The sequence below is a fragment of the Sphingomonas sp. GM_Shp_2 genome (assembly GCF_026540875.1).
Classification (GTDB): Bacteria; Pseudomonadota; Alphaproteobacteria; order Sphingomonadales; family Sphingomonadaceae; genus Sphingomonas; species Sphingomonas carotinifaciens.
Genome location: NZ_JALNUQ010000001.1, coordinates 1 through 25,447 on the forward strand (window position 1 = coordinate 1; position 25,447 = coordinate 25,447).

Sequence of the window (25,447 nt, forward strand, 5' to 3'; positions counted from 1 at the left end):
CCGATCGCTACCGAGACCGAGGGCTGCGAGATGTTGAGCCGCCGCGCCGCGCCGCTGATCGATCCCTCGCGACTTACCGCCAGGAAGGTCCGCAGCAATCGTGGATCGATCATAGTCATGTCCTATAGATGCTTAGGTATCTATTATTTTACATGGTGGCGCCCGGCGCAATACAGTCTGCACGAAGACCGCGATGACGCGGCGTCGAGAGAGGAACCATGGCCCGTTTCCCGGTCACCGCCCTGCGCAGCGTCGATCTCGTCGTTCCCGACCTTGATGCGGCGATCGATTTCCATACGCGCATCTGGGGTCTGACGCTGGCCGAGCGCCGTGCCGGATCGGCATGGTTGCGCGGTACTGGCAGCGATGCGCAAATCCTGGCGCTGCATGCCGGCGATGCGGCGGCGATCCGGTCGATGACCTTGCGGCTCGACCCCATGACCGATCCCGACGCGTTGCTGGAACGCGCGACCGGCGGCGGTGCACGGCTGCTCCAGCCTTTCCAGCCCGCCGACGAACCGGGTGGCGGCGCGATCGCGATCATCGCCGATGGCTGCGAGCGGACCATCCGGCTGGTGCAGGACGACCGCCCGGTCGTTCCACTGGCCGCTGCGATCGACCGGCCCGAACGGCTGGCCCATGTCAACATCAACAGCGACGACGTGGCGCGCGACACCGCCTTCTTCGTCGATGCGCTGGGCTTTACGCTGACCGACCGGTCGAAGATGATGGCGTTCGTCCGCACCAATGCCGATCATCATTCGGTCGTGATCGCGGATGCGCCGGTCAACACGCTGAACCACGTCGCCTTCCAACTGCCGACCTGGGAAGGGGTGATGCGCGCCGCCGGGCGGATGGTCGATCATCGCTTCCCGATCGGTTGGGGACCAGGTCGCCATGGTCCCGGCGACAATGTCTTCACCTATTTCGTCGATCCGGCGGGCTTCGTGGTCGAATATACCGCCGAGGTGCTGCAGGTCGACGACGGATATCGGGTCGGCGCCCCCGAAGACTGGACCTGGCCGCCCGGCCGCACCGACCATTGGGGCATCGCCCCGCCCAAGACGACGGAATGCAAGGCGGCGCAGCTCGCCATTCCGTTCGTCCGTTGACCCGTCAGGAGAGAGATTGATGACCGACGCCCCCCATTTGCCCGGCAACACCTCCTATGTCCTGCGCGACGGCACCGGCCCGGCGCATCTGGTCGCCGGACAGGTCATCCGCACGCTGGCCGGCGTCGAGGAGACGGCCGGCGGCTTCGGTGCGGTGGTGTGCGACGCCCCGCTCGATCGGGGGCCGATCCCGATGCACTGGCATGAGCGCGAACACGACACCTGGTACTGCACGCGCGGCCGGTTACAGGTGTGGTGCGGCGATGAATCGCGGGTCCTGACGCCGGGCGATTTCGCCTATGTCCGCCCTGGCGACACCCACAGCTATCGCAGCGTCGCACCCCGCACCCGCTTCTTCGGCATCGTCGCCCCGGGCGGCTGGGAAGAATTCTTTGTCGATGCCGGCGAGGTGTGGGGCTTGACCGGTCTGCCCGAGGAAGGACGGCCCTTCGATTTTTCGCGAATGGGCCCGGCGCTGGGCAAGCACCGCATCATGCGCGTCGACGCACCGGTCTATACCGACGCCACGCCGCTGTCGGATGCCGATCGCCAGCTGCCGGACGCCCATGCCTCCTATTTCCTCGACGCGGGCTATGGTACGCGGCAGGCATGGCGTGGACATCTGTCGACGCAGTTGCTGGGCGCCGAACAAAGCAACGAGCTGCTGGATATGCGGGTGATAGAGGGTGGACGCGGCGCGACCCTGCCCGTCGTCCGGCACCGCGCGACGCATCTGTTCCTCTATTTGCTCGACGGATCGGTCGAGGTGACGATCGATGGCGAGCCGCACGTTGTCGTCGGTGGCGATGCGGTCAACATTCCTGCCGGCACCGCCTATGCAACGCGGATCGTCAGCGGCAGCGCGCGCTGGCTGGCTGCGACCAGCGGCGGCAACGGTGCTGCCCTGTGGGCGGCGGTTGGCGCGCGGACGCCGGGCTTCAACTTCCCCGTCATGGCGGAACCGGACGTCGTCGCGCCGGGCAGCCTCAACGGCATTGACGCGACGATCGGGTAACGACGGCAATGGCGACGCTGTCGATCGGCTGCACCTTTTCCGACCGGATCGAGGCCCTGCTCGACGGCAGGGTCGCGATCGCAGGACATGCGGCTGTCCTGCATATTGTCGAGGCGCAGCGGCTGTTCCGCGACGTCCTGCGCGACGCGGCATATGATGTCGCCGAATTGTCGATGGCGTCGCATATCGCGGCGGTCGGCGCAGGGCGGCGCGACTATGTCGGCGTACCCGTGTTCCTGTCGCGCAGCTTCCGCCATGCCAACCTGTATGTGCGCACCGATCGCGGCATCGTCGCCCCGAACGATCTGGCGGGACGAACGATCGGGCTGATCGATTATCAGCAGACCGCCGGCGTCTGGCTGCGCGGTCTGCTGGCCGACGACTATGGCGTATCCCGACAGTCCGTCCGCTGGGTCACCGCCGGCCTGCATGCGCCGGTGCTGGACGACCGCGTGTCGATGGCGCCCCTTGACGGCATCCGGATCGAACGGTCACCGGCGACGCTGGATCGCCTGCTGGCGGACGGGACGATCGATGCGGTTATCAGCCCCGGCGCGCCGCGTTGCTTTCTGAACGGAACCGCGCCCGTCGATCGGCTCTGGCGCGACCCCCGTCAGTCCGATCTGGCATGGTGGCGCCAGACGCGCATTTTCCCGATCATGCATTTGCTGGTCGTGCGCAGGACCCTCGTGGAAACCTGTCCCGATATCCTGCCGGCGCTGTACGGCGCCTTTGACGAAGCCCGGCGGTTGGCGGCGGCCGACCTCGTCTCGCGCGACTTCCCGAAGCTTGCCCTGCCGTGGCTGAACGATCACGCGATGGCGGCCCATCGCGCGTTGGGACAGGATCCATGGACCTACGGCCTCGACGACAATCGCCACGTCCTCGAAACGCTGCTGCGATATGCCGCGCTGGACGGGCTGTGTCCGTCCGACCTGACCGTGGACGATCTTTTCTCGTGAATATGCCTGGAACGGGGATCGGCAGGTTGCCCCTGCCGTCGGCCGGGCAAGGAGGCCCTCCTATGCGATGTCGTCGACGATTCTCGGCGAAGCATGCCATGACATTGTGGAGCGCGCTGTTGCTGGCGGGCTGTGCCGGCAGCGGTCCGCCTGTGTCGCACGTTACCACGCCGGGCATGCGGTACGTCGCGATAGGAAGCTCGTTCGCGGCCGGGCCGGGCGTCGCATCGTCCGCCGACACGCCAGCCAATCGCTGCGCCCGGTCGAACGACAACTACCCACATCTTCTTGCCCGCCGGCTTCGCCTGCAACTGACCGACGTCAGCTGCAGCGGGGCGACGACCGCCCATGTGGTCGGGCCATGGAACGAACTGCCGCCGCAGCTCGACGCGCTGACCAGCGACACCGGGCTCGTGACCATCACCATCGGCGGCAACGACGTGGGATATATCGGGACGCTTGGAGCGGCATCGTGCCGCAGCTTCGCTGTCCCGCCCCCCGGCGCACCGGGCGGCAAGTGTCCCGAGCCGCCGCGGGTAAGCGAGGCGGACTGGACCAAGCTCGACGGTTCGCTTCGGCAGATCATCGCCGAAGTCCGCAGACGCGCGCCAAAGGCACGCCTTGTCTTCGTTGACTATCTGTCGGTCCTGCCGGCAGTCGGAAGATGTGCTGCGACGCCGATGTCCGCCGAACAAGCCGGTGCCGGTCGCGCCATCGCGACAAGGCTGGCCGCGATCACTCGACGTGCAGCTGCAAAGGGCGGTGCCGAAGTCCTTCGCGCGTCCGACGTGTCGCAAAACCACGACGCCTGTAGCGCACAGCCATGGGTCAGCGGCTTTCCGCTGCCCGGGAGCGCCTTCTTCGTACCCTATCATCCGAATGCACAGGGAATGGCAGCGATTGCCGACCGCTTGACTGAGCGGATCGGTCGTAGGGGGTAGACGGCCGATCGGTTATCCCGATCGATCCGCAGATCCTCACTCCATGACCGCGTTGCAAGCAAATATTGGAAGATCACAATGGATGACCCGACCAACTTGCCGAACCGTCGAACCGCGCTGAAACGGGGGTTGGCGGTTGCCGCGACGATTGCGGCACCGCCCCTCGCCGCCGCGCCGCGACCCGGCCCGCAGCCGGGTCCCGAGGGGCAGCGCCGCGCCGATCTTGGCAACGGTTCCTACATCAACCCAGTACTGGCCGGCGATCGCGCCGATCCCAACGTCCTGAAGGACGGGGACGATTACTACGCGGCCTTTTCGAGCTTCGTCTATTATCCGGCAGTCTGCATCTGGCATTCGCGCGATCTGGTGAACTGGACTCCGGTCGGCCCGGTCGTAGAGAAGCCGATTGGTTCAGTCTTCGCGGTCGATCTGGCGCGGCACGACGGCCGCTATTTCGTGTACATTCCGGTCTTCGTCCCCCCCGCCGGTCCGCCAAAGGGTCCACCGTTCAAGATTTTCGTCTGCCATGCCGAGGCGATGACCGGACCATGGAGCGAACCCGTCGACATGGGCATCGACGGCTATATCGATCCGGGCCATGTCGTGGGCGAGGATGGCCGGCGCTACCTGTTCTTGAACGACGGCCACCGGGTCGCGATCAGTGCCGATGGTCTGCACCGCGACGGGCCGGTCGAGAAAGTCTATCAAGGCTGGCCGATCCCCGACAACTGGGTCATCGAGGGCTTTGCGCTTGAGGGGCCGAAGCTAATTCGGCGCGACGGATGGTTCTACATGTTTTCCGGTCAGGGCGGCACCGCTGGGCCGCCGACCAGTCATATGGTCGTGGTCGCCCGCGCGCGGTCCATCGATGGCCCTTGGGAAAATTGTCCGCACAACCCGATTGTACGTACTGCGACCCGGGACGAACCCTGGTGGTCCCGCGGCCATGCGACGCCCGTGGAAGGACCTGACGGTGGTTGGTGGCTGGCCTATCACGGCTATGAGAACAACCGCCGCACGCTTGGCCGTCAGATGCTGCTCGATCCGTTTGTCTGGGACCGGGCCGGTTGGCCAAGGGCGCTTGGCGGTGATCTCAGGCGTCCGTTGCCGAAACCCGGCAAATCCATTGACCGACCGAAGGGATTTTCGCTGTCCGACGACTTCGTCAAAGCGGCATTCGGAACCCGGCTTTCGTTCTACGATCCCAAACCGGGCTATCTTGATCGCGTTCGGCTAGCCAACAATGCCCTGCATCTAAAGGGGGCTGGGAACAGCATAGCAACCAGCAGTCCCTTGGCTATGATTTCCGGCGACCATCGCTATTCGGTCACCGTAGATATCGATTTGGCCACCGCCGACGAAGCCGGGCTTCTACTGTTCTACAACGATAAGCTGTTTTGCGGCGTGGGCATTTCCAACGGGCAACTTCATGCTTACAAGGTCGGAACGGAACAGATGTTTCCACCCGCCGGACCGGCAAATGGTAGCCGCATGTTTATGCGGGTCGAAAATGTAGACGATGTCGCAACCTTTCGTCGCAGCAGTGACGGGCATAAGTGGGAGACCGTCAGTTCGTTCGAGGTATCTGGCTATAACCATAACATCGGCGATGGCTTTTTAAGCCTACGCCCTGCAATTTTTGCGATAGGCGGCGAGGCAGTATTTCGTTCCCTACAGTATCGTGCCCTAGATTAGTGCCAGAATTCGGGTATCTCATTACTATCCATGGAGACTATGGCCTTCACGGTGATTTGCCGAACCGGCAACGGTGCGGAGCTGGTAATGACGTCTCAACGCAGTAATGGTAAGGCGCAGGCGGGACTTGCTTTTTGTTCTGATGCCACAAATAAAGTAGCTTATAATCTTCCACTGCCTTTGCATGGGTGGCAGTAGATCCGGTGCGTTCGATGCCGTGAAGGCTGCTGTGGGGATACGCGTTGTTTTTATTGATCCCCCATGCCTCAATGATCCGTTTCGACGTGTTGAGAGACGGGAACAGCGCTTCGTTGAGGCACACGTCACGCACGTGATCGTTGACCGACGGTAAACCGCCGTTCGACCAAGGCTTGCTTGGAGCCGTCGGCGATCTGACGAAACCGAGCGGAATTGCAAACGGGCCACGCCCCGGCTTGCGAGATCGGCGAAACTCACATCTTGCTGCCGTACGTTCGGTCCGAACGTTCGGTTCGGAAACCAGATCGTCGCAACCAACGCTACCGGTGTTAGGCTTTTTCGGTTACCAATGGGCCAAGCAGGGAAACTTTGATAGCAACGCCGCATGCCGCAGGTCATCATCGCCGATAATGTCAAATCCGCCGCAGCTATCCTGTTCGGCGATCGTTTAAAGCAAAGACGACGCGAACTTGGATTGACGCAGGGGCAGCTGGCTGAGCGAACAGGCAGCACCGCCGCCTATGTCTCACAGGTTGAACGGGGACAGGCCAATCCAACTCTCGACTTGCTGGCGAGATTTGCGGAGGTCGTAGGCCTCGAGGTCTGGGACATGCTTCGTCCGGCGACGAGCCGCGGTACAGAGAAACTCCAGATCGATCCCTAGATTCTACCAAATACACCGTTGTTACTGTGTTCCCGTCCACCTAGCATCTCAAGCCATGATAGCCATAAGCAGGCTGACGCAAGCTACTTGCCGTTGGTGGGAGTGATCGCGTGACCGACGGTCAAATGTTGCGAAGACGCTTCGGCCAAAACGTCGCGACGATAGCAGATCGATCAGGCATTTCGTTTGACGAGTTGGCCGATCGGGCAAATCTGTCGCCAGAACGACTGGAAGAAGTGCTACTCGGCGGGCCAGCGTGCGTCACGCTTAGCGAGATGAGCACGCTTGCAGAAATTCTTGCTATTCCACTCGCCGACCTTCTTGCTCCAAACGACGACCACGTTCGTGGCGTTCGAGGAAATTAAATAAGGTCGATCGCGAAACCCCAAGTGATTTAGCAACACTGGTCGCGGTCGCACCTGGCTGCGCTAACCTCGTCCTGATGGTTGCGAGTGCCTCTGGATCGAGCAGCGGCTTGCGTCCTCTTGCCACCGTCTCGGGGCGGGTTTTTAGCCCATGCAAATAGCGTTGATGGCTATCGAACGCGCGCACTAACGCGTGCAGCTTATCGTCTGCCGCCGGTCCAATCACGATGCCGGCTGTGACGATCTCGAAAGCCACTCCGTCGCGAAGCAGCCGGCCGATGATCCGCAGGAGCGTACCTGTGGAAATCATGATGCATGATAGGTCATATACCGAGACCCGATCCCCTGCCTCGAGCCTGAGACCACTTCGCGCGAGCAGGTCGCCGAGCTTGTTGAAGCTCTGCCTGCCAGCGACGATGATATGCGCATTGGAGCTCATTGCGGCCTGCTGCTCTTCGATTGTCGCCGAACCGCGGGTTTCCGCGAGAAACGCGATGGTCTTGCTCAACCCGTGCCCCTTCCTCGATCATTGGCGCGCTTGTGTCGCGCGACGTCGTCGTCCGGACGCCGGGTCTATTAAGTCAGCCGCCGAATCTGAGCAACATGAGCGGCGACCAAACGTCGCTGCCCTCGCCCGCTCATTCGCGATGGCCTTCGCCATCGCAGTTCCTCAAGCAGCGATGCAGCCAAAACAGTCAGTTGCGGATAGCGTCAATATAGTCTAGGAGTTTATTTGGACTATGGAGATCTAGCGGGCATCGTGCTTCCTACGGCTTTGACATCGAAAGCGATCCAGCTCTGCGCGGCGCTGCTCGGGGCCTCCGCATCGCCCGCAGCACCAACCTTTAGGGTCGTAGTGAACAGCGGTGCGCACCTCTCGAGTGAGCCCCGGAATGCGGCAGACGCCGAGGAGATTGTACGTGAGCTGCTCAGCCTCGGCGCGGACTTCGCCGCAGGACCTCTGGAGCTTAGTGGGCGCGACCTCACGACTTATGGCGTCGCCCCTCGCTTGGTGTTCGACCCTTGCGCGCTTGCAGGTGTCAACGCACCGACCGACCCACCTTATGGCATCGGTCCGGCGGCCCTGTCGGATGTTATGGCGCTACTCCGCCAATCCTTCGGAGCGCGCATCACCGACACCATCCGGCCAACGAACGCGACCTATGGCGCACAACGCAGTTGGCACAAGGTCGGCCAGGCGATCGACTTCGTTCCGGCAGGCGGCGTCGGCGCTGTCAGTCGCGCCGAGATACGCGCCTTACTGACAGCACACGGTGTTCAACTCATCGAATTGCTCGGGCCGGGCGACCGAGGACACGCGAACCATTGGCATATCGCCTTTGCGTTGCCCTGGCAGAACCTCGACCAAATGCAGACGGTCGAGAGCGGGGAAGATTGGATCGTCGGCGTCGGACTGAGGCGTCAGATAGCGGCAGCTGACCAACGCGGTGCCCGTCTGCCTGCCCATGGAACTGTTCAAGAAGCGCCTCCAGCCTGGGACGTTTTTGCGATGGCAGAATGGCGCGCTCTCCGAGGAGGTGGATGATGCTGTCACCGGTTATCGGACGGTTTTGCAGTCAGGCCATCAGCCTCGCACTTCCTGTCGCAGCCATTGTCGCGATCGCGACGCCGCAAACAGCGCGCGCTTCCGATTGGGGCTGCGAAGTCGTCCTCTGCCTGGCAACGCCGGGGTCCCCGACGACGTACGCTGCGTGCGTGCCACCGGTTACGCAGCTATGGCAGCATCTGGCGCTGGGCGGTGTGTTCCCGACCTGCATTGGGGTCGGCGTTCGAACCCGCCAGACGAAGCATGGCTACGCTCTCACCGTCACCCGGTCAGACGGCGCAACATCCCGCTATCAACTCGACACGCGCTACCAGACTGTGACGCCGCGGTGATCTACGACGTCCCGGCCATAATCGCCTTGGCAAGGACATGCGCGCCAGACATCGCGACGGAGGCGATCGTCCCGCTCGTCGTCACCGAGAGTGGCGGCGATGCACTGCGGATTAACATCAACAAGGGTCCACGCGTTCGCGTACGGTCGATTGCGGAAGGCGCTGCGGTCGTACGCCGCTACATCGCGTCCGGGTCCACGGTCGATGTCGGGCTGGCGCAGATCAATTCGATGAACTTCGCCCGCCTGGGTGTAACGATCGAGGAGGTGTTCGAGCCCTGCGCCAATCTCCGGCTCGCCTCTCTCATCCTGCAGCGCAGCTTTGCCGTCGCGAGCCGCTACTACGCCGGGATCGACGCGATCTCCGCAACCTATTCGCTCTATAACACCGGGAGGCTGACCCGCGGGTTTCGTAACGGTTACGTGGGCCGACTCTGGTCGTCGGCAAAGAGTCTCGGCACGATCGATAGGGCGCCAGTGCTGCCGGGCGGCGGGGCGGATGCGGCAGACGCCCCCTTCCCTGCGCCCGTCTCGCCGACGTCTCGAGCCAATGACTGGGTGGTCGGGCAACTCCGGCCGGGCACGGTCCAGGTGTTCAAGTGAGCATCGCGAACAGCATCGTGCAGGATGGCCGCGAGCCCGACGCTTCGAACGTACCGGTCGGGTTTGAACTGCCCCCATCGCTTGCCTCCCGATACGAAGTTCGGATCGTCGACGGTGCGGATGGAGAGCAACGGGTCGGCCTCTTCCGGCCTACCGACCGTGATGGTCCGTCGATCGAAATCACCGACGATCGCATCGTCGCTCGGAGCGAGGACGCCGAGACCGTCGCCGCGCTCGTCAAGATCGCCCAGCATAGTGGTTGGGAGCGGATCGCGGTCGACGGATCGCCTGTGTTTCGGAAGGCCATCTGGGAGGCCGCCACTCGCGAAGGACTGACAGTCCGCGGCTATGAACCGAGCTTTGGCGAGCAGGAGCGCGTCGAGCAGGCGCGGCGCCCGGCAACCGAACGCCAACAAGAGGCAGCAGATTTGGTACACGCTGAGCCTGCGCCAGGAATGGATGGCCCCGAGCTCCCTGCCAGTCCAGGCGCCATGGCTTCGTCCCAAAGAGATGAAGAAGTTCAGGCGCTCCGCGACGACGGTCGTGGCCTCTCGGATGGTGACAACCGACTGCTACTGCGGATCAGCGCGCTGTCGGACGACCGGTATCGCCTCGACGAAACGTCAGAGGCGAACATGCCGCCCATCGCTCGGGAGGTTCATGTCGAGCGTATCGAGGAGAACCAGAAGGCGCTAACCAGCACCCTCGATCAAGCCCTTGAAAGTCCAACCCTCGTGACGGCGTTCGAGCGCTCGGGCTATACGCCGGAGGCGCTGCGCACGCTCGGCGCAGGCGGCGCTTGGGACGGCGATGTCGCCGACGCAATCTACCTTGTGCGATCCGGGCTGCACCGCGACAGCCTTCGCGCGCAGGCAGACGATAAGGTGGCAATTGCGAGCGAGCCCGAAACCGACCGGGCGCAGCCGACATCAGCACATCAGATCGATGCCGCTCGCAGCAGGCCCGCCGAGCAGGAGCCGGTCCGACAAACCGCGGGCGACCAGGATCTCATGAAGCGGCGTCGCGAGAGCGAAGATCTGGCCGACGCCTTCCTGCGCGGCACCCGCGATCGCGTCGCTAGCGATCCGCGGCTGGCAGGCGCGCGGGAAGCTCAGGTGGCGATGGAGCTCCACATCGGAGAGGTTTTCGGGGGGGATGCGAACCGCATAGCGTCCGCGAACCTCGAAAGCCGCCAGATGATCTCGGACGTGCTGCGTCGCGGTCTCGATATCTCAGTCCGCGAGACCACCCCGGTTCGTCAAATCGAACCGGTCCAGCCCCGACCCGACCTAGAGAGGTAGTCAATTGATGGAGATCCGCATGAAATACGAGAAGCTGGGGCGGCTGATGCCCTATGCCCGAACACGGCAACTGGTCCGCATCGCTAGCGCGATGGCGATGATCGTCATCGCTCAGCCTGCGCTAGCGCAGTCGACATCAATAGAGAATGGCCTTGAGCAAATACCATCTTGGCTCATTGGCCTCACGACGGTCGTAGGTGCTATTGCGGTTATCGCCGTAGGCTACATGAAATTGACAGGACGCATGGACTGGAGCCGGGCCGTGTCAGTCCTCGTGGGTCTCGGAATTATCTTCTCTGCGGCGACGATCGTTGGCTGGTTTGCAAGCGCCAGTGGCTGACATCGAGCGCCCGGCCGAAGACAAGGTCTTCCTAGCGCTGACGCGTCCAGCAGTTTTCATGGGTCTGCCGCTTGAGGCCGTTATGCCAATCATGATGGTCAGCATGGTGGCTTGGGCCTTGCTGCATAATCCACTTTACCCTGCAGCAATCTTCGGCGCGCTATACTTTCCGGCCCGAATGATCGTTCATTACGACTACAATGCCTTCCGCCTTTGGGGCCTGTGGTTTCAGACGGTGTTTCTCTCGAAGAACCGAAAGTTTTGGGGTGGCGGGAGCTATTCTCCCGTTCGCCTAGGGAAGGCCGTCAAGCGCAAGCAGTTCGGCAATGACTGATACCAAGCTAAAGCACAAGCGCATCGCTGTCCGCGAGGCCGACGACATCAAGTTCATACCCTATACGCGACATGTCGATGATACGGTCGTGGCGCTCGAAGACGGCTCGCTCATGCGCATGTACCGCGTCGACGGGCGGCCGTTCGAAACCAGCGACGTTGCCGATCTCAATACGTGGCACAACAAACTCAACGTCACGTGGCGATCGATCGGCGACGATCGCGTTGCACTATGGACCCACCTTGTCCGGGCTGCGACCGATCCGGTGCTGAACGGCGAGTTTCATTCGGACTTCGCCCGGCAGCTGCAGGACCGCTATTCGAGATCGCTCAAGGAAAGGGTTCTCTACCACAACGAATTTTACGTGACCCTCGTCGTGCGGCCGTCCACCACGGCCGGCGACCAAGCCGCCCGGTTCTTCGGCCGCCGGAGAAGCCCGGTCGACGTCGATCGGCGTGCGCTGACGATCATGGCAGACAAGTGCCGCGACTTCGAAACCCTGCTCGCCGATGCCGCGCCGGAGCGGCTGTCGATGTACGAGCATGATGGTGTCCTGTTCTCCCGACCGATGGAGGTGCTTCACTTCGTCCTGACGGGCGATCGCATCCGCGTCCCGTTGCTCGATGGTCGGCTGGGACAGGCGCTCTACCAGTCGCGCGTGGTGTTCGGACGCGAGGCGGCAGAAATTCGACTGCCGCACAAATCGCACTATCTTGGAATGTTCGGCGTCCGCGAATATGTCGCCAGCACGCGAACCGGGCAGTTCAACAGCCTGCTCAAGCTCGATTTCCCCTTCGTGCTGACCCAAAGCTTCGCGCCGCTTGTCAAACAGGTCGCCAGCGAACGCTTCTCCAAAAAGTACAAGCAGATGACGTCCTCGGACGATGCCGGCGTGAGCCAGGCGCTGGAGCTGCTCGACGGCCAGGACGAATTGATGGCGAACCGGTTCGTCATGGGCGAGCATCACCTGTCCATCTCGGTCATCGACGACGATCCGCAGCGGCTGCTCGACCGGCTTTCGATCGCGCGCTCGGCCGCGGCGGATACGGGGATGGTGATGGCACGCGAGGATGTCGCGCTCGAGGCCGCGTTCTGGGCTCAGCTCCCCGGCAACTTCCGAATGCGGGCGCGGCCGGCCGTGATCAACAGCCGGAATTTCGCTGCGCTCAGCCCTTTCTACACATTCCCCGCGGGGCGGCGATCGGGCAATCACTGGGGCGACGCGGTGACGTTGCTCAAGACGCGCGCCGGCTCTTCCTTCTGGTTCAACTTTCATCGCGCCGACATCGGCCACACGCTTATCATCGGGCCGACCGGTGCCGGGAAGACCGTGCTCCAGAACTTTCTCCAGGCGCAGCTCGAGAAGACAGGTGCGCGTCAGATATTCTTCGACAAGGACCGTGGCGCAGAAATCTTCGTGCGCGCCTGTGGCGGCACCTATCTCACGCTGCGCAATGGCGAACCGACAGGCTTCGCGCCGCTAAAGGGGCTGACGCCGAGCGAGGACAGCATCGCCTTTCTGCGCCAGTTCGTTCGTGTGCTGGTTCGGCGCGAGGGTCGTCCCTTCACGGTCGCTGAGGAGCGATTGATCGACGAGGGTATCGGCGCCGTGATGCGCCTTCCCGCCCCGGCCCGCTCAATCGCAGCATTACGCGAGATGCTTGGCTATGCGGATGCGGAAGGGATCGGGGCGCGGCTCGAGCGATGGTGTTCCGGCGGTGCGCTCGGCTGGGCGTTCGATGGCCCGGTCGACGAGGTGTCGCTCTCGGCAAGGTTCGTCGGGTTCGACATGACCCAGTTCCTCGAGAACCCCGAGATCCGCACGCCGACGATGCTGTACCTGTTCCACCGTGTGAACGAGCTGCTGGATGGCCAGCGGGTCGTCGTCGACATCGACGAGTTCTGGAAAGCGCTGCAGGACGACGCCTTTCGGGCGTTCACGCAAGACGGGCTCAAGACCTTCCGTAAGCGCAATGCGTTCCTGGTCTTCGGCACCCAGTCACCGGCGGATGCCCTGCGCTCACCAATCGCCCATTCCATCATTGAGCAGACCGCAACGAAGATCCTTCTGCCCAACGCGGATGCAAAGCGTTCCGACTATTGCGATGGCCTGGGTTTGACCGACGCGGAATACCGGCTGATCCGCGAGGACCTGACGCCCGAGAGCCGATGCTTCCTCGTCAAGCAGGGGCATGCCTCCATCGTGGCCAGGCTGGACCTCGGGAACATGCCCGACGAGCTGAAGGTGCTGTCCGGGCGTACGGAGACGCTGATCGCGATGGACGAAGCCATCGCCCGCGCCGGTGCCAATCCGAACGACTGGCTGCCGCTATTCTACGCCAATGAGAGGAGAAGCTGAGATGAGGATGATGTGCACCTTGATCGCCTTTGCGACATCGACCGCGGTTGTCGCCTTCGCCGCGCCCGCGTCGGCGCAGGGCATTCCGGTGTTCGACACGACGACCTATCTCCAGGCCTTGCAGACGGCCCGCCAGACCCTGACGATTGTCGACCAGGGCCGGCAGCAGATCCAGACCGCTTCGAGCCAGCTCCAATCACTGCGGAAACTGACCGACACGAGCGAAATCGCGTCCGCGTTGAACCTGCCTCAGGTTCGCAACATCCTGCCAATCAGCAAGAGCGATCTGAGCGCTATCGCGAGCGGCGATATCGCCAAGCTCGGCACGATCGGCACGATCGCGTCGAATATCCAGTCCCGGTACGCCATGAGGCCGACCGGCTCCGACGCCGACACAGCATATGCGCAGGCGCTCAAGGATTCGACCGGATCCGCCGCGACGACCGCGGCCCTTGGTCAGAACACGCTTGCCGTTGCCCAAACCCGCACGGAGGGGCTGGACCTTCTGCGGCAGCGGCTGGCGCAAGCCAGAGACCCGAAGGACGTCATGGATCTCCAGGCGCGGATCGGGGTCGAGCAGGCGCAGCTGCAAAACGACATGCTGAAGATGCAGGCCATTCAGATGGCGCAGGCGGGTGAGGCCAATCTGGCCATCAGCGCCGCGCGGCTCTCGGCCTCCCGAAATGATGCTGCCTTCTTCCGCGCGAACTCCACGAGGAAATGATGATGCGTAACGTTCTCGGGCTGGCCACTCTCTCGCTTTTGTGTGGATGTCAGCAGCAAGTGACCGTTCCTACGGCACAACAGTTGGCCGATAATCCCAAACTGTTGGACGAGTGGCGCGCCAAGTGCGGCACCGGTGAATACAGTCATTTGGCCGCAACAGAAAAGGCGAACCTTTGCACGTCTACCGATCAAGCCGTCGCCACGGTCGCGCTGAGAAAGTCGTCGAATGCCGATGCGGACTTCTTCGATTCGATTTCTAAGCGAAAGTGAAGCGCCGCAAGAGAGTCTGGTAGGAAAATTCAGAAGATGGCCACACCGATCGATGTGATGTCGCTGTTCACCACGATGTACGGCTATGTCGAGTCCGCGATCGCAGGCGCAGTCGCTAGTTTCGGTTCGGGCCTGGTTGCCTTTGTCGCCGCTCCCCTCGCGCTGGCGGCCACCATCTACTTTCTGCTCTTGGGCTTCGCCGTGCTTCGCGGCGCAATCCAGGCCCCGCTTCGGGAACTGGTCTTCCAGGCTGCCAAGGTGGGGTTCGCGCTCGCGGCCGCCAGCACGGTCGGGTATACCGTGTTCGTCGTGAACATCGCGACCGAACTGCCGGGTGAAATCATTTCGGCTGGATCGGGTACAGCCGTCGCAAATCCGGGGACAACGTTCGACAATTATGTCGCCGACACCGGCAAGCTCGCGTCGCGTATGGCTGAGGCCAATGGACGTGTGCAATCCCAGACTCCTCGTGGTCTAACCGACTTTCAGACGCCGCTCATCCAGCTCGAATGCACGATCATCACCTATGGGTGCGTCATCATCCTATATGCCTTTGCCTATCTCTCGGCCGCGATCGGCTTTTGCATCGTCATCTTCGCGAAGCTGGCGGTGGCCATCTGCGTTGCGCTTGCACCGCTTGCGCTGGCGTGCCTCCTCTTCAACTCGTCTCGTTGGCTGTTCGATGGCTGGTTGAAACAGTCCGCTAATTACATTCTGCTTATGGTCGTCATGGCGATCATGACGAAGTTCATCACCGGTCTGCAGGAGGCAGCGATGAACAGCATCCTTGAAGCCATAGGCGATGGCTCGGCCTTCAATACGATGGAGAACACCTACATCACGTTGAGCATCGGTGTAATCGTAACCGCTACCCTTGCCTGTTGCGCCATTTACATCGTTGGGTCGATTTTCTTCTTCCAATCTCCCGCTATCGCCGCGGGCATCGCTGGTGGCGCCTCGTCGGGCGGCCACGGCTTCCTGATGACGGGCGCGAACATGATGGCAAACCGGTTGATGTTCCGGCGGGCCACCCAAGCCGCCGCTCCCGCCAGCCGCGCCGCGGGCGGCGGCTCGATCAACCGCGCCGGATGATCGCGTCGATGAGCCCCCCACCCAAGCCCGCTCGCAAATCGGACGTTATCGACATCGGAGGTTATATGAGAAGGTCAGCCCTGGTGGTGATCGGGATGTTCGCGCTGGCCGGGTGTGCCGGCACACCGGTCAGAAAGCTCGCCGTTTGCGACGGCAAGCACCGTCGACCGGCGAACGTCTATGGCACTGTGCTGCCGACGCTGCCGATCCCGGTGCCTGGATCCAAGGCAGGACCAATATCGATGGTCGCGCCGGGCCCTGCATCCAGGCCGCAGCCGCTACCACGATCGCCGGCGACCATGAAGCCGGCGCCCGACCCGGCCAGTCCTCAGCTTTCTCCGCGGAGCGGAGCAACGACACGCCGAGCGGCTGCGCCGCGTGTGCCCAAGCGCATCGCCGGCCCGTCCTACCGCTCATGCTGACCAAGGGAACGACCACATGCCGGCGGTGAAGGCCGAAAACAAAGATAGGTATTTCGAGGTCTCACGGACCTGGGAATATGATCGCTTCCGGGCGGCCGCAGGCCGCGAGAAGCTCGCTTGGGTGATCGCTGTGATTGCGGTCCTGCTGGCGATCGTTGCGGTGTTTGCTGTGGCGATGCTGGCACCGCTGAAAACGGTGCAGCCCTATGTCATTCGGGTGGATAGGTCGTCCGGCGAGACGCAGATCGTCACCGCGCTGAAGGGACCGCAGCCTCGCACCTATGAGGAGGCGGTGAACCGCTACTTCATCTCGCAATATGTGCGGCTGCGCGAGGGCTGGCTGAACGATGCCGCTCGCGAGAACGCCTATGCCGTCATGCTGATGAGCGATCAGGCGGAGGCGCAGCGCTATCTAAACAGCGTCCAGTCGAGCAACAGGAACGCGCCATCGAACATCTACGGTGACAGGGGCTTCGTTTCGATCTCGATCCGGTCGATCAGCTTCCTTAGCCAATCCGTGGCGCAGGTCCGTTATACCAAGATCATCACCTACGGGCAGAGCGCTCCTATCGCACAGAGCTGGAACGCCATTCTGACCTTCAGGTTCACGACGTCTCCAGAGCACGAGAAGGATCGGAACATCAATCCGCTTGGCTTTCAGGTCGTCAATTACCGTTCCGACCCGGAGGCGTGACAATGATCGGTCCATCAGATGAACACGAAGGCCGCGATCCTGTCGTCATCCCGCTTCTTCCGACAGTGCGCAGGAGGGTCGAACAGCGCCTGTCGCCGTCGTCGAGCAAGTTGACGGTGACACCGGCCGGCGCCGCGAGCCGGTTCTGGCGGGGGATCGGTGCGATTTGGCACCGCCTGGTCGCCTTGTCGGTCATCGGCATCGCCGCATCGGCGATGCTTCCTCGCCCTGTGTCAGCCTCCGAAACGCCGCGCCCGGGTGCAAAGGACACTCGCCTTCGCAACGTCAACTATGATCCCGACCAGGTCGTCACGATCGTCGGCAGCTTCCGCCACGCGATCGAGATCCAGTTCGGCCCCGGCGAGACGATCACACAGGCGGCGCTAGGCGACACCGTCTCCTGGCAGATCGCGCCAGTCGGGAACATCGTCTTCCTGAAGCCGCGAGAGCGCGCAGGGCCGACCAACCTGATCGTCGTCACGAATGCGGGCGGCACGGCGCGGACGTATCACTTCAATCTCTCACTCGGCGCCGTCGGCACCATGTACGGTGTCCGTTTTCGCTATCCGCGCGAGGAACGGGTGCTCGCGACGCTGCAGGCACAGCAGGCGCAGGCGCAAGCCGCCAGAGCGGTCGAAGCGACAATCACGACGACCGCGCTGGACCATGCGGTCGTCGAAGGCGTGCGCAACATCAACTATACGGTTCAGGGCGACGCGGCGCTCCAGCCGAGCGAAGTTTCCGACAACGGCGAGTTCACGGTGCTGCGCTACCCGGGCCATGCCGACATCCCCTCGATCTTCGCGATCGACGTGGACGGCACCGAGACCATCGTTCCGTACGACGTTCGTGAGGATTTCGTCGTGATACACGCAGTCTATTCTCAGCTAAGGCTTCGTCGGGGCACGTCAGTGCTCTGCATCTTCAACGAGGCCCCTCCCCGCAACGACCGCAGCGATCGCACCGGCACCGTCTCGAACGTCGTCGAGCGCAAGGTGAAGGACCAATAGCATGGCTGAGACGATTTTAGATCGCGGAGGGACGGTTGGTCCTGACCCCGTCGCTTCGCAGGATCCGGAGACCGCCGTGGCGCGCAGCGGAGGCTGGGGAAATATCGCGCTGATCGGTGCCGGGATCGGCCTCGTCGGCGCAATCAGCGGCATCGCCATAGGCTATGGCGCCTTCCACCGGCCGGCGAGTTCCTCCGCCGCGGCAGCGCCGGCCAAAGCCAGCGATCGCAGTGTTGACGAAGTGATGGGCAATCCGAACGCGCAACGCGCCGCGCTCGCCAACCAGCTCGGGCAGCCGGGCGCGCCTGCGACCGACATCTTTGGACGGCCAATCACGTCTGTCCCAGCAACGACAGAAGCGAACGGAACTGCCATGCCGTCGAGCGCTAGCGCGCCAAACGCCGCGACCGGCAACACCCAGGCGACACCCGCGCAGCGGCGTGCCGAACAGGCGCGTGTCATGGCGGACGCCGCGCGGCGATCGCCGATCATGGCTTTCGGCGCAACGGGATTGGGCTCGACAACGGCGGCACCCGATTACGCCGGGGGTGGGAGCGAGGGCGCTTCGCAAGGCCGCGACCCGCTCCCTGGCGGCAACGATCGGTCTGAAGGGCGGTCAGAGGTCGCAGGACGGAACCTCGGGGCGAGCGGGTTTGGAGACGATGGCGACGCTGCTGCGCCCAGAGCCAGCGGAACGACCGAATTCGGTGAACAGCTGACCCACTCCGCGATCCAGACCGTCAGGGCGACGATGGTAGCGGATCGCAGCCTTCTTTTGAGTGCGGGGACGGTCATACCCTGCACCCTTCAGACCGCCATCAACTCGACCCAGGCAGGCTTCGTGTCGTGCGTGATCAATCACGACGTCTTTTCGGAGAACGGGCGGATCGTGCTGCTCGACAAGGGTACGAAGGTGCTTGGCCAGTATTCGGGTGGCATCACGCAAGGGCAGGCCCGCCTTTTCGTCCTCTGGACCCGTGCATTGACCCCGCGCGGCGTTGCGATCGACCTCAGCTCGCCAGCCAGTGACAATCTCGGACGTTCGGGCCTTCCTGGCGGTGTCGACACGCAGTTCTGGTCCCGCTTCGGTCTCGGCTTGGTCATATCGGTACTGGAGGATGCATCCAACATCGCCAGCCGTGCGGTTCAGGGGGAGGGAACCTATTCGACGCAGGTGCCGGGTGACACGGCGAATACGGTTCTCCAGCAGACGATGCAGGTCAGGCCGATCCTGCAGAAGAATCAGGGGGACACGGCCGCCATCTTCGTCGCGAAGGATTTCGACTTTCGCTCGGTGTACGAAGTTCGTCTGAGACGCTGACATGGCGCCAGCTTCCACTTCGCTGCTTTACGCTCACAATGCCGAGCCGATCAGCCGACACCTCGCGCGGCCCGACGTTACCGAACTCGTCATCAACGAGCCGGGCATGATCGGGCTGGAAACCCGCGCTGGGTGGGAGTGGCACGAGGAGCCGGCGCTCGACGATGCCGCGCTCATGACCCTCGCACGACTGATTGCCGGCTGCACGAAGCAAGACGTCAGCGCAGAATATCCGGTCGTCTCTTCTGTGCTGCCGGGCGGCGAGCGGGCTCAGGTGGTCGTCCCACCGGCGGTCGAGCAGGGCTTCATCTCGATCACCGTCCGCAAGGCGTCGGGCGTAACCATGGACATCGACGATTTCGCGGCCGCCGGTCTCTTCAGCGAGGTGCGGGCCAAGGGGCTACATGAGGTGGTCGACGCCGAGCTGCTGACCCGGCGCGCCGTCGGCGACTGGAAGGGCTTCTTTCGCCTGGCAGTCGAGGCGAAGAAGAACATCCTCATCTCCGGGGCAACGGGCTCGGGTAAGACCAGCTTTTCGAAGGGCCTCATCAAGCTGATCCCGGAGCATGAGCGGATCCTCACGATCGAGGACACGCGAGAGCTCGTCGTGCCGCAGCGCAACCGCGTCCACATGATGTACGCGAAGGATGGCAAGGGCCTGCAAAAGACAAGTGCGAAAGAGCTCTTAGAATCTGCACTTCGGATGCGCCCCGACCGGATCCTTCTCCAGGAGCTGCGTGACGGGACCGCCTTTTTCTACCTGAGAAACGTCAATAGCGGGCATCCCGGCTCGATCACCACCGTTCATGCCAACACCGCCGAAGGCGCGCTCGAGCAGCTCACGCTCCTCGTGAAGGAGTCAGAGGGTGGCAACGATCTCGACCGTCACGACATCCGCGCATTGCTGCGCTCGCTGGTCGACATCGTGGTCCAGATGAATCGGTTGCCGCCCGAGGACGGCCAACCGGCGCGCTACCGCATGACCGAGGTCTGGTTTGATCCTGCGGGCAAGCCCCGCGACTGAGGAGGGGCGTGTGAGCGGCAGGTGGGTACGGAGCAGCGAAGGGGCCCAGCCTGGCGCCATCGTGTTTCTTCTGGCGATCGGTTTGGTGTTCAGTGCTGCGATCGGTGCTGTGGCGGTTCTTTGGAGCACCCATCTTCTGAGTGCCAGCACACCATGGCGTAAAGTGCCCGCGGCGCTGTGGGCCACGCGCGCCTATCCGATCGTCTACAAGCCGTTCGCCGTTGGCCTTGGGATCGGCCTGCTGATCACAGCGGCCATGATCGTCGCATCGCTCTTCCGGCGCCAGACGCTTCATGGCGAAGCGCGCTGGGCGCGGCCGGGCGAGGTTCGCAAGGGCAAGCTCCTCGGCAACGCTGGAATCGTTCTTGGCAAGTTCGGCGGCAAGGTGATGCGCTTCGACGGTTCCGAGCACGTGCTGCTTGAGGCGCCCACCCGCGCCGGCAAGGGCGTTGGCGTCATCATCCCTAATCTTCTCGACTGGCCGGATTCGCTTGTGGTGCTCGATATCAAGCAGGAAAATTGGGACAATACTGCGGGCTATCGCTTAAAAGAACTCGGACAGCGGGTCGTGCTGTTCAATCCGCTCGATGCCTCGGGACGAACCGCCCGCTACAACCCCCTCAGCTATATCGATCGGCGCGATCCGGTCGAAGTCATCAACGAGCTGCAGAAGATCGCGGTTATGCTATTCCCCGACCCACTGAGCGGAGATACGTTCTGGGCGGAAGGCGCGAGAACTGCGTTCCTTGGCGTCACCGCCTATATCGCGGCGACGGCCGACGATGGCGAAGACGCCCTCCCCTTCACCTTTGGCGAGGTCTATCGCCAGTTCGCGGTAGGCGACGCGCAGCGGCGCTTCCCCAAGATCATCGAGCAGCGCAAGGCGGCTGGCAAGCCGCTCTCGGTCGGCTGCGAGTCCGCGATCAGGGACTACACCTCCTCATCGGCCAACACCTTTACCGGGCTTCGACAGTCCGTGACCGCCAAGGTGAACGCCTGGCTCAATCCCTATGTCGATGCGGCGACATCAGAGAGTGACTTCGATCTTCGCGATTTTCGCGATCAGCGCATCTCCCTGTATCTCGGCGTCTCGCCCGACGACCTCGACCGCGCGGCACCGATCTACGGTCTGCTGTTCCAGCAGCTCGTCGACCTGAACGTCCGTTCGTTGCCAAAAGCGGACCGGCACCAGGTGAAGGTGCTCCTCGCACTGGACGAGTTTGCCAGCCTCGGAAAATGCTCGGTGCTGGCAAACGCCTTTAGCTATGTCGCCGGCTATGGTCTGCGGCTTCTGCCGGCTTTCCAATCGATCGAGCAGATCCAGGGCGTTTACGGCGACAGGGTGGCGGCCGACATCGAGCGCAATTGCGCGGTGAGGCTCGTGCTTCGCCCAGCGGGACTTTCGGACGCCAAGAAAATTTCGGAGCAGCTCGGCACCTACACCTTCAAGTCGCGGTCGCGCTCGATGGGCAGCTGGGGCGGCGGCGGTTCAACATCTTTGTCCGACCAACGGCGAGCGCTGATGCTCCCGCAGGAGGTGGAAATGTTGCCAGAGGACGACCTGATCGTTTTCCGGCGAGGTATGTACGCCGCCTACGGCAAGAAGATCCGCTACTACGCCGAAGAACGGCTTGTGGCGCGTACGCGCATCCCCCCGCCCGTGATGCCGACGATCAGGCCCGACCCAACTGTCGCACGCAACAGCCTTCGTATCATTCGGGCAAGTGAAGCAGATGCTCTCGCGACCCACCAACGGCTGCCATCTAGTTCAACGTCGTCAAATGCGCTTGCGCAAGGCGGCGTGGTGGTAAACCGATCAGCCGTAGAGTCGGCCCTTGCGGCACCGCCGAGCGCTCGCGTGCGGCGACTCTTCGACCATTTGGTGTGCGTTACGCCAACGGTAGCTTCGGGGATCAACGCCTCCTCATCCTCGGTCGTGTGATCGGCAAGCAGCAGCCAACCCAGCTCGGAGGATTATCACCGTAGCCCGCGCTTGCTCAGCCCGGTTTGCCTTATAGCGAAGCGGCCGATGTCAATCAGCCGACCCGTATCGCTCCAGCTGGTTTATGCATGGTCATGGTCATCCGCAGGATCGGAAGGTCCGCAGTAAAGCGGTTCCTGACGCACTCGCGCAGGCTGAACGCGCACGCTGTGGCGCTAGGCTTGTCGACGGAATCGACCTCACCGGTAAACGCAAACAGCAGCTAGAAGAGTGGGTTCGCAATGCCGGCGCAATTAATCTGGTGATCAGGGGATGCTCGCGGCGAAACAGGTTCGATTCCGCTGTCCTCATCGTTGATAAAGGCCGCTTGCTCGAGTGCTTTAGGTGGAATGCGTCCGTTATAGATGATTGATCGTCCTGCTGATGTGTTTCGCAAAAGGCACTCTTGATGATTGCGGCAACGTCCGGGCCTAACGGCCGAACGGGGCGCGGGTGTCGCGCCCCGCCGTTGGCCACATGTTTGCGGCAAAAGGGCGGACGACTACCTTGTCGATGTCGCTGCCCTCCGAGTGCTCCAGCACGTCCCGGATCGCGCGTGCGATCGCGTCCAGGAGCAGCGACATCTTCCGCCAGCCTTCTGCGCCGCGGCGACGTCCGCGGCAGTGGTCTCATGGCATAGTTCGGTAGCGACGCTTCCTGGGGAGATCGGCGGTGTCCGAATTCAGTCGTAATTCGGCCGCAGCCCCTCAGTGATCTCCCGCAGCGCGTACTCAACATCGTTCGAGTTAGGGCTGCATTATGCGCCCCAAAAGCTCCACGTTGGCCGCGATACCCAACGCGGTCGCACTAGATGCCGCCCTGACGTTATATTTCCCCTTCGCGACCACCCAGCGACGTCGGTCCGCGTCGAAGCGCGCGAGCAGCCTTGGATCGACCTTCATCTCCACGCGTCGACTTTCGCCCGGCGCCAGTTCCACTCGTTCGAATCCGGCCAGTCGCGGTGCAAAGCCAGATGGTCCCGGAAGGTCGACGTACAACTGCGGAACGTCCGCTCCGGCTCGCTCACCTATGTTGCGCACGGTCACCGAAGCAACGACATCGCCGTCTTGGACCTTAGTAACCAAGTCACTCAGCTCGAACGAGGTGTAGCTCAGTCCGTGTCCGAACGGGAACAACGGCGTCAGCTTCTGGCGCGAGAACCAGCGATAGCCAACGTCTGACCCCTCTACGTCATAGTTCACATGGAACACGCCACCCTTGATGGGCATGCCGGGGTTCGACGTAGTGGTTGCAGGATCGCGCTGCTCAGGGTGAGGTAATTGGTCTTCGCTAGCTGGAAACGTAACGGGCAGATGTCCCGACGGATTGACCCGTCCGAACAGGATGCCGGCGATAGCCTCGGCTCCTCCTGAACCGGGATAGAAGGCCGCCAATACTGCCGGCACCTTGTTCAGCCACGGCATCGCCACCGCCCCGCCGGATTCGATAATCACCACCGTCTTCGGATTGGCGGTTGCTACCGCGTCAATCAGACTGTCCTGATCGTCAGGCAGATTCAGGTGTTGCCGATCTTGGCCCTCTGTCCGCCACTCCTCGGCGAACACGAACACCAAATCTGCCCTGCGCGCCTTGGCCACCGCCTCGGCGCGGTCGATGCCATCGTCGAACAGGACTTCGGCCGCGTTACTCTCGGCCCTGATCGCGTTCAACGGCGAAGACGGGTGATAAACTTTGGCCATCGGCAGGCCCATCACTTCGGCTCCGTCGACAGACAGACTGCCGACCGGCGATACGCTGGACGATCCACCTCCAGACAGCACGCCGACATCCGCATGCCGGCCGATCACCAACAGCCGCTTAGCACCTTTCGCCGCCGGCAAAATCGGTCCCTCGTTCTTTAGAAGTACTATGCCTCGTTCGGCGGCGCGCTGCGCTAACAGTCTGTGAGCGCTATAGTCGATTGCGGCCCCCGGGGTCGCAGGATGATCGATTGCGCCCACTGCGAAGAGGCTGCGCAACTGACGCCGTACCATGTCGTCAATACGAGACTGTGGGACATGCCCTTGTTCCACTGCTTTGCGCAGCGGCATGCCGAAGAACGGTTCGGGATCGATATTGGCCCCGGACTGAACGTCGAGACCGGCAAGCGCAGCCTTTACGGTGGAATGGGTTGCACCCCAATCTGACATAACCCAACCGGGGTAGTTCCACTCGCCTTTGAGAACGGTATTGATGAGGTAGGCGTTCTCGGATGCCCAGTGCCCGTTGACCAGATTGTATCCGGGCATCACTGCTCCTGGTTTACCGATGTCAATCGCTATCCGAAAGGCGAGCAGGTCCGACTCATGAAGGGCGCCCGTCGCGATGTCCGAACTTACCAGCACACGCCCCGTCTCCTGCGGATTGACGGCAAAATGCTTTACCGTGGAAACGACACCCTGCGACTGAACGCCAGCGACCGATTGCCCTGCGATGACGCCGGTCAGCAACGGATCTTCCGAAATATATTCAAAATTGCGACCGCCGCGAGGTTCGCGTATAATATTGGCGCCGCCGGCAAGCTGGACGTTAAATCCCTTCGCACGTGCCTCGCGGCCCACCAACGCACCGGTTTCGCGCGCCATCTGCGGATCGAATGAAGCACCGAGTATAAGCGATGAGGGCAGCGCCGTGGCATTGTCCCCGGGACGAACGCCGCCGGCATTGCCGATGCCTAGGCTCGCATCCGATTGCTGCTGCGCCGGAATACCCAGTCGCGGAATGCCCGGGTAATAAGCCGCGGAGCCTAGCGCTCCATCCGGAAGCACCTGACCATCCTTTATTGGAATGGCCATGGGCCCGGAGAGCCAAGCGAACTTTTCGTCCTCCGTCATGGCGGCAACAACCAGCTTCGCACGCTCATCGGGCAACAGGTCACGGTTCTGCCATGGAGCGGCGGTGGGTGCGCGATGATCCTGCTTGGCTGGCGCGGCAAGCGCGATCGCTCCTCCAAGCAACAGGCCTGCCGTGACGCCGCAAAAGGCGTAGGAAACATGTCGGGGGTTCATAAGCCTCCTCAATCGTCGTATCAATGAAGCTCTGTTAAAGATACGCGGCGTATCTTTGTTCCAATGCCGAGAGGATGTTTCAGTCTTATGGCTTTCTTAGTGGAGAGGTGGC

25 protein-coding genes are annotated in these 25,447 nt (G+C 62.6%); 21 read left to right on the forward strand and 4 right to left on the reverse strand.

What is annotated here, in order from left to right:
• Window positions 1-113: LysR family transcriptional regulator (locus tag OXR08_RS00005; protein ID WP_267347169.1), on the reverse strand; the 113-nt coding region annotated here is incomplete at its 3' end.
• 105 nt (window positions 114-218) lie between these two features.
• On the opposite strand from OXR08_RS00005, the gene OXR08_RS00010 reads away from it, so the two are divergent.
• From OXR08_RS00010 to OXR08_RS00035, 6 genes are all read left to right on the forward strand, one after another.
• Window positions 219-1,112, forward strand: coding sequence for a VOC family protein (locus OXR08_RS00010; RefSeq protein WP_267347010.1), 894 nt, complete (start codon window positions 219-221; stop codon window positions 1,110-1,112).
• Window positions 1,113-1,131: 19 nt separating this feature from the next.
• Entirely contained in the window at window positions 1,132-2,127 is a 996-nt protein-coding gene (locus OXR08_RS00015; protein WP_267347011.1) for a quercetin 2,3-dioxygenase family protein, read from the forward strand.
• An 8-nt stretch (window positions 2,128-2,135) separates the two neighbouring features.
• Window positions 2,136-3,089: an ABC transporter substrate-binding protein gene (locus OXR08_RS00020; RefSeq protein ID WP_267347012.1), complete on the forward strand. Its 954-nt coding sequence runs from the start codon at window positions 2,136-2,138 to the stop codon at window positions 3,087-3,089.
• A gap of 176 nt (window positions 3,090-3,265) precedes the next feature.
• Window positions 3,266-4,030: an SGNH/GDSL hydrolase family protein gene (locus tag OXR08_RS00025; RefSeq protein WP_267347013.1), complete on the forward strand. Its 765-nt coding sequence runs from the start codon at window positions 3,266-3,268 to the stop codon at window positions 4,028-4,030.
• A 78-nt stretch (window positions 4,031-4,108) separates the two neighbouring features.
• A complete protein-coding gene (locus OXR08_RS00030) occupies window positions 4,109-5,725 on the forward strand; it encodes a family 43 glycosylhydrolase (protein ID WP_267347014.1) in 1,617 nt (538 codons plus the stop codon).
• A gap of 583 nt (window positions 5,726-6,308) precedes the next feature.
• Complete coding sequence (locus OXR08_RS00035; RefSeq protein ID WP_267347015.1) at window positions 6,309-6,587, forward strand: helix-turn-helix transcriptional regulator; 279 nt, start codon at window positions 6,309-6,311, stop codon at window positions 6,585-6,587.
• A gap of 300 nt (window positions 6,588-6,887) precedes the next feature.
• Here OXR08_RS00035 and OXR08_RS00040 read toward each other — a convergent pair whose 3' ends face one another.
• The gene (locus OXR08_RS00040) at window positions 6,888-7,460 is read right to left on the reverse strand and encodes a helix-turn-helix domain-containing protein (RefSeq protein ID WP_267347016.1); all 573 of its coding nucleotides are present in this window, start codon (window positions 7,458-7,460) and stop codon (window positions 6,888-6,890) included.
• Between the two features lie 225 nt (window positions 7,461-7,685).
• On the opposite strand from OXR08_RS00040, the gene OXR08_RS00045 reads away from it, so the two are divergent.
• From OXR08_RS00045 to OXR08_RS00115, 15 genes are all read left to right on the forward strand, one after another.
• Window positions 7,686-8,498, forward strand: a complete 813-nt coding sequence (locus tag OXR08_RS00045) for a muramidase (protein WP_267347017.1) — start codon at window positions 7,686-7,688, stop codon at window positions 8,496-8,498.
• Window positions 8,498-8,851, forward strand: a complete 354-nt coding sequence (locus OXR08_RS00050) for a hypothetical protein (protein ID WP_267347171.1) — start codon at window positions 8,498-8,500, stop codon at window positions 8,849-8,851. The genes OXR08_RS00045 and OXR08_RS00050 overlap by 1 nt, the downstream gene beginning before the upstream one ends.
• Window positions 8,848-9,453, forward strand: a complete 606-nt coding sequence (locus OXR08_RS00055) for a lytic transglycosylase domain-containing protein (protein ID WP_267347018.1) — start codon at window positions 8,848-8,850, stop codon at window positions 9,451-9,453. Before OXR08_RS00050 ends, OXR08_RS00055 begins: the two co-directional genes overlap by 4 nt.
• Complete coding sequence (locus tag OXR08_RS00060; protein ID WP_267347019.1) at window positions 9,450-10,754, forward strand: LPD7 domain-containing protein; 1,305 nt, start codon at window positions 9,450-9,452, stop codon at window positions 10,752-10,754. The genes OXR08_RS00055 and OXR08_RS00060 overlap by 4 nt, the downstream gene beginning before the upstream one ends.
• Window positions 10,755-10,773: 19 nt before the next feature.
• A complete protein-coding gene (locus tag OXR08_RS00065; protein ID WP_267347020.1) occupies window positions 10,774-11,094 on the forward strand; it encodes a TrbC/VirB2 family protein in 321 nt (106 codons plus the stop codon).
• Complete coding sequence (locus tag OXR08_RS00070; protein WP_267347021.1) at window positions 11,087-11,428, forward strand: VirB3 family type IV secretion system protein; 342 nt, start codon at window positions 11,087-11,089, stop codon at window positions 11,426-11,428. The genes OXR08_RS00065 and OXR08_RS00070 overlap by 8 nt, the downstream gene beginning before the upstream one ends.
• Window positions 11,421-13,787 (forward strand): VirB4 family type IV secretion/conjugal transfer ATPase, encoded by a 2,367-nt coding sequence (locus tag OXR08_RS00075; protein ID WP_267347022.1) that lies wholly within the window; start codon window positions 11,421-11,423, stop codon window positions 13,785-13,787. Before OXR08_RS00070 ends, OXR08_RS00075 begins: the two co-directional genes overlap by 8 nt.
• Window position 13,788: 1 nt before the next feature.
• Entirely contained in the window at window positions 13,789-14,511 is a 723-nt protein-coding gene (locus OXR08_RS00080; RefSeq protein WP_267347023.1) for a type IV secretion system protein, read from the forward strand.
• A complete protein-coding gene (locus OXR08_RS00085; RefSeq protein WP_267347024.1) occupies window positions 14,508-14,783 on the forward strand; it encodes a hypothetical protein in 276 nt (91 codons plus the stop codon). Before OXR08_RS00080 ends, OXR08_RS00085 begins: the two co-directional genes overlap by 4 nt.
• 36 nt (window positions 14,784-14,819) lie before the next feature.
• A complete protein-coding gene (locus OXR08_RS00090; RefSeq protein WP_267347025.1) occupies window positions 14,820-15,875 on the forward strand; it encodes a type IV secretion system protein in 1,056 nt (351 codons plus the stop codon).
• Between the two features lie 438 nt (window positions 15,876-16,313).
• Complete coding sequence (locus OXR08_RS00095; protein WP_267347026.1) at window positions 16,314-16,991, forward strand: type IV secretion system protein; 678 nt, start codon at window positions 16,314-16,316, stop codon at window positions 16,989-16,991.
• 2 nt (window positions 16,992-16,993) lie between these two features.
• Window positions 16,994-18,001, forward strand: coding sequence for a TrbG/VirB9 family P-type conjugative transfer protein (locus OXR08_RS00100; protein WP_267347027.1), 1,008 nt, complete (start codon window positions 16,994-16,996; stop codon window positions 17,999-18,001).
• A 1-nt stretch (window position 18,002) separates the two neighbouring features.
• Window positions 18,003-19,322, forward strand: a complete 1,320-nt coding sequence (gene virB10, locus OXR08_RS00105) for a type IV secretion system protein VirB10 (protein ID WP_267347028.1) — start codon at window positions 18,003-18,005, stop codon at window positions 19,320-19,322.
• Window position 19,323: 1 nt separating this feature from the next.
• On the forward strand, window positions 19,324-20,346 hold the full coding sequence (gene virB11 / locus OXR08_RS00110; RefSeq protein ID WP_267347029.1) for a P-type DNA transfer ATPase VirB11: 1,023 nt from the start codon (window positions 19,324-19,326) through the stop codon (window positions 20,344-20,346).
• A 61-nt stretch (window positions 20,347-20,407) separates the two neighbouring features.
• Window positions 20,408-22,288 (forward strand): type IV secretory system conjugative DNA transfer family protein, encoded by a 1,881-nt coding sequence (locus tag OXR08_RS00115; protein ID WP_267347030.1) that lies wholly within the window; start codon window positions 20,408-20,410, stop codon window positions 22,286-22,288.
• 470 nt (window positions 22,289-22,758) lie between these two features.
• On the opposite strand, the gene OXR08_RS00120 is transcribed toward OXR08_RS00115, so the two are convergent.
• Window positions 22,759-22,911 carry a hypothetical protein gene (locus OXR08_RS00120; RefSeq protein ID WP_267347031.1) on the reverse strand — a complete coding sequence of 51 codons (153 nt, stop codon included), beginning with the start codon at window positions 22,909-22,911 and terminating at the stop codon, window positions 22,759-22,761.
• A gap of 162 nt (window positions 22,912-23,073) precedes the next feature.
• Window positions 23,074-25,335, reverse strand: coding sequence for a glycoside hydrolase family 3 C-terminal domain-containing protein (locus OXR08_RS00125; RefSeq protein ID WP_267347032.1), 2,262 nt, complete (start codon window positions 25,333-25,335; stop codon window positions 23,074-23,076).
• Window positions 25,336-25,447: the final 112 nt, after the last annotated feature.

What these genes read in the sequence shown, in the direction of transcription:
- OXR08_RS00010 (WP_267347010.1), top strand. Translation starts at nt 219, where the DNA reads ATGGCCCGTTTCCCGGTCACCGCCCTGCGCAGCGTCGATCTCGTCGTT.
- OXR08_RS00015 (WP_267347011.1), top strand. Translation starts at nt 1,132, where the DNA reads ATGACCGACGCCCCCCATTTGCCCGGCAACACCTCCTATGTCCTGCGC.
- OXR08_RS00020 (WP_267347012.1), top strand. Translation starts at nt 2,136, where the DNA reads ATGGCGACGCTGTCGATCGGCTGCACCTTTTCCGACCGGATCGAGGCC.
- OXR08_RS00025 (WP_267347013.1), top strand. Translation starts at nt 3,266, where the DNA reads ATGCGGTACGTCGCGATAGGAAGCTCGTTCGCGGCCGGGCCGGGCGTC.
- OXR08_RS00030 (WP_267347014.1), top strand. Translation starts at nt 4,109, where the DNA reads ATGGATGACCCGACCAACTTGCCGAACCGTCGAACCGCGCTGAAACGG.
- OXR08_RS00035 (WP_267347015.1), top strand. Translation starts at nt 6,309, where the DNA reads ATGCCGCAGGTCATCATCGCCGATAATGTCAAATCCGCCGCAGCTATC.
- OXR08_RS00050 (WP_267347171.1), top strand. Translation starts at nt 8,498, where the DNA reads ATGCTGTCACCGGTTATCGGACGGTTTTGCAGTCAGGCCATCAGCCTC.
- OXR08_RS00065 (WP_267347020.1), top strand. Translation starts at nt 10,774, where the DNA reads ATGAAATACGAGAAGCTGGGGCGGCTGATGCCCTATGCCCGAACACGG.
- OXR08_RS00075 (WP_267347022.1), top strand. Translation starts at nt 11,421, where the DNA reads ATGACTGATACCAAGCTAAAGCACAAGCGCATCGCTGTCCGCGAGGCC.
- OXR08_RS00080 (WP_267347023.1), top strand. Translation starts at nt 13,789, where the DNA reads ATGAGGATGATGTGCACCTTGATCGCCTTTGCGACATCGACCGCGGTT.
- OXR08_RS00085 (WP_267347024.1), top strand. Translation starts at nt 14,508, where the DNA reads ATGATGATGCGTAACGTTCTCGGGCTGGCCACTCTCTCGCTTTTGTGT.
- OXR08_RS00090 (WP_267347025.1), top strand. Translation starts at nt 14,820, where the DNA reads ATGGCCACACCGATCGATGTGATGTCGCTGTTCACCACGATGTACGGC.
- OXR08_RS00095 (WP_267347026.1), top strand. Translation starts at nt 16,314, where the DNA reads ATGCCGGCGGTGAAGGCCGAAAACAAAGATAGGTATTTCGAGGTCTCA.
- OXR08_RS00100 (WP_267347027.1), top strand. Translation starts at nt 16,994, where the DNA reads ATGATCGGTCCATCAGATGAACACGAAGGCCGCGATCCTGTCGTCATC.
- virB10 (WP_267347028.1), top strand. Translation starts at nt 18,003, where the DNA reads ATGGCTGAGACGATTTTAGATCGCGGAGGGACGGTTGGTCCTGACCCC.
- virB11 (WP_267347029.1), top strand. Translation starts at nt 19,324, where the DNA reads ATGGCGCCAGCTTCCACTTCGCTGCTTTACGCTCACAATGCCGAGCCG.
- OXR08_RS00120 (WP_267347031.1), bottom strand. Translation starts at nt 22,911, where the DNA reads ATGTCGCTGCTCCTGGACGCGATCGCACGCGCGATCCGGGACGTGCTG.
- OXR08_RS00125 (WP_267347032.1), bottom strand. Translation starts at nt 25,335, where the DNA reads ATGAACCCCCGACATGTTTCCTACGCCTTTTGCGGCGTCACGGCAGGC.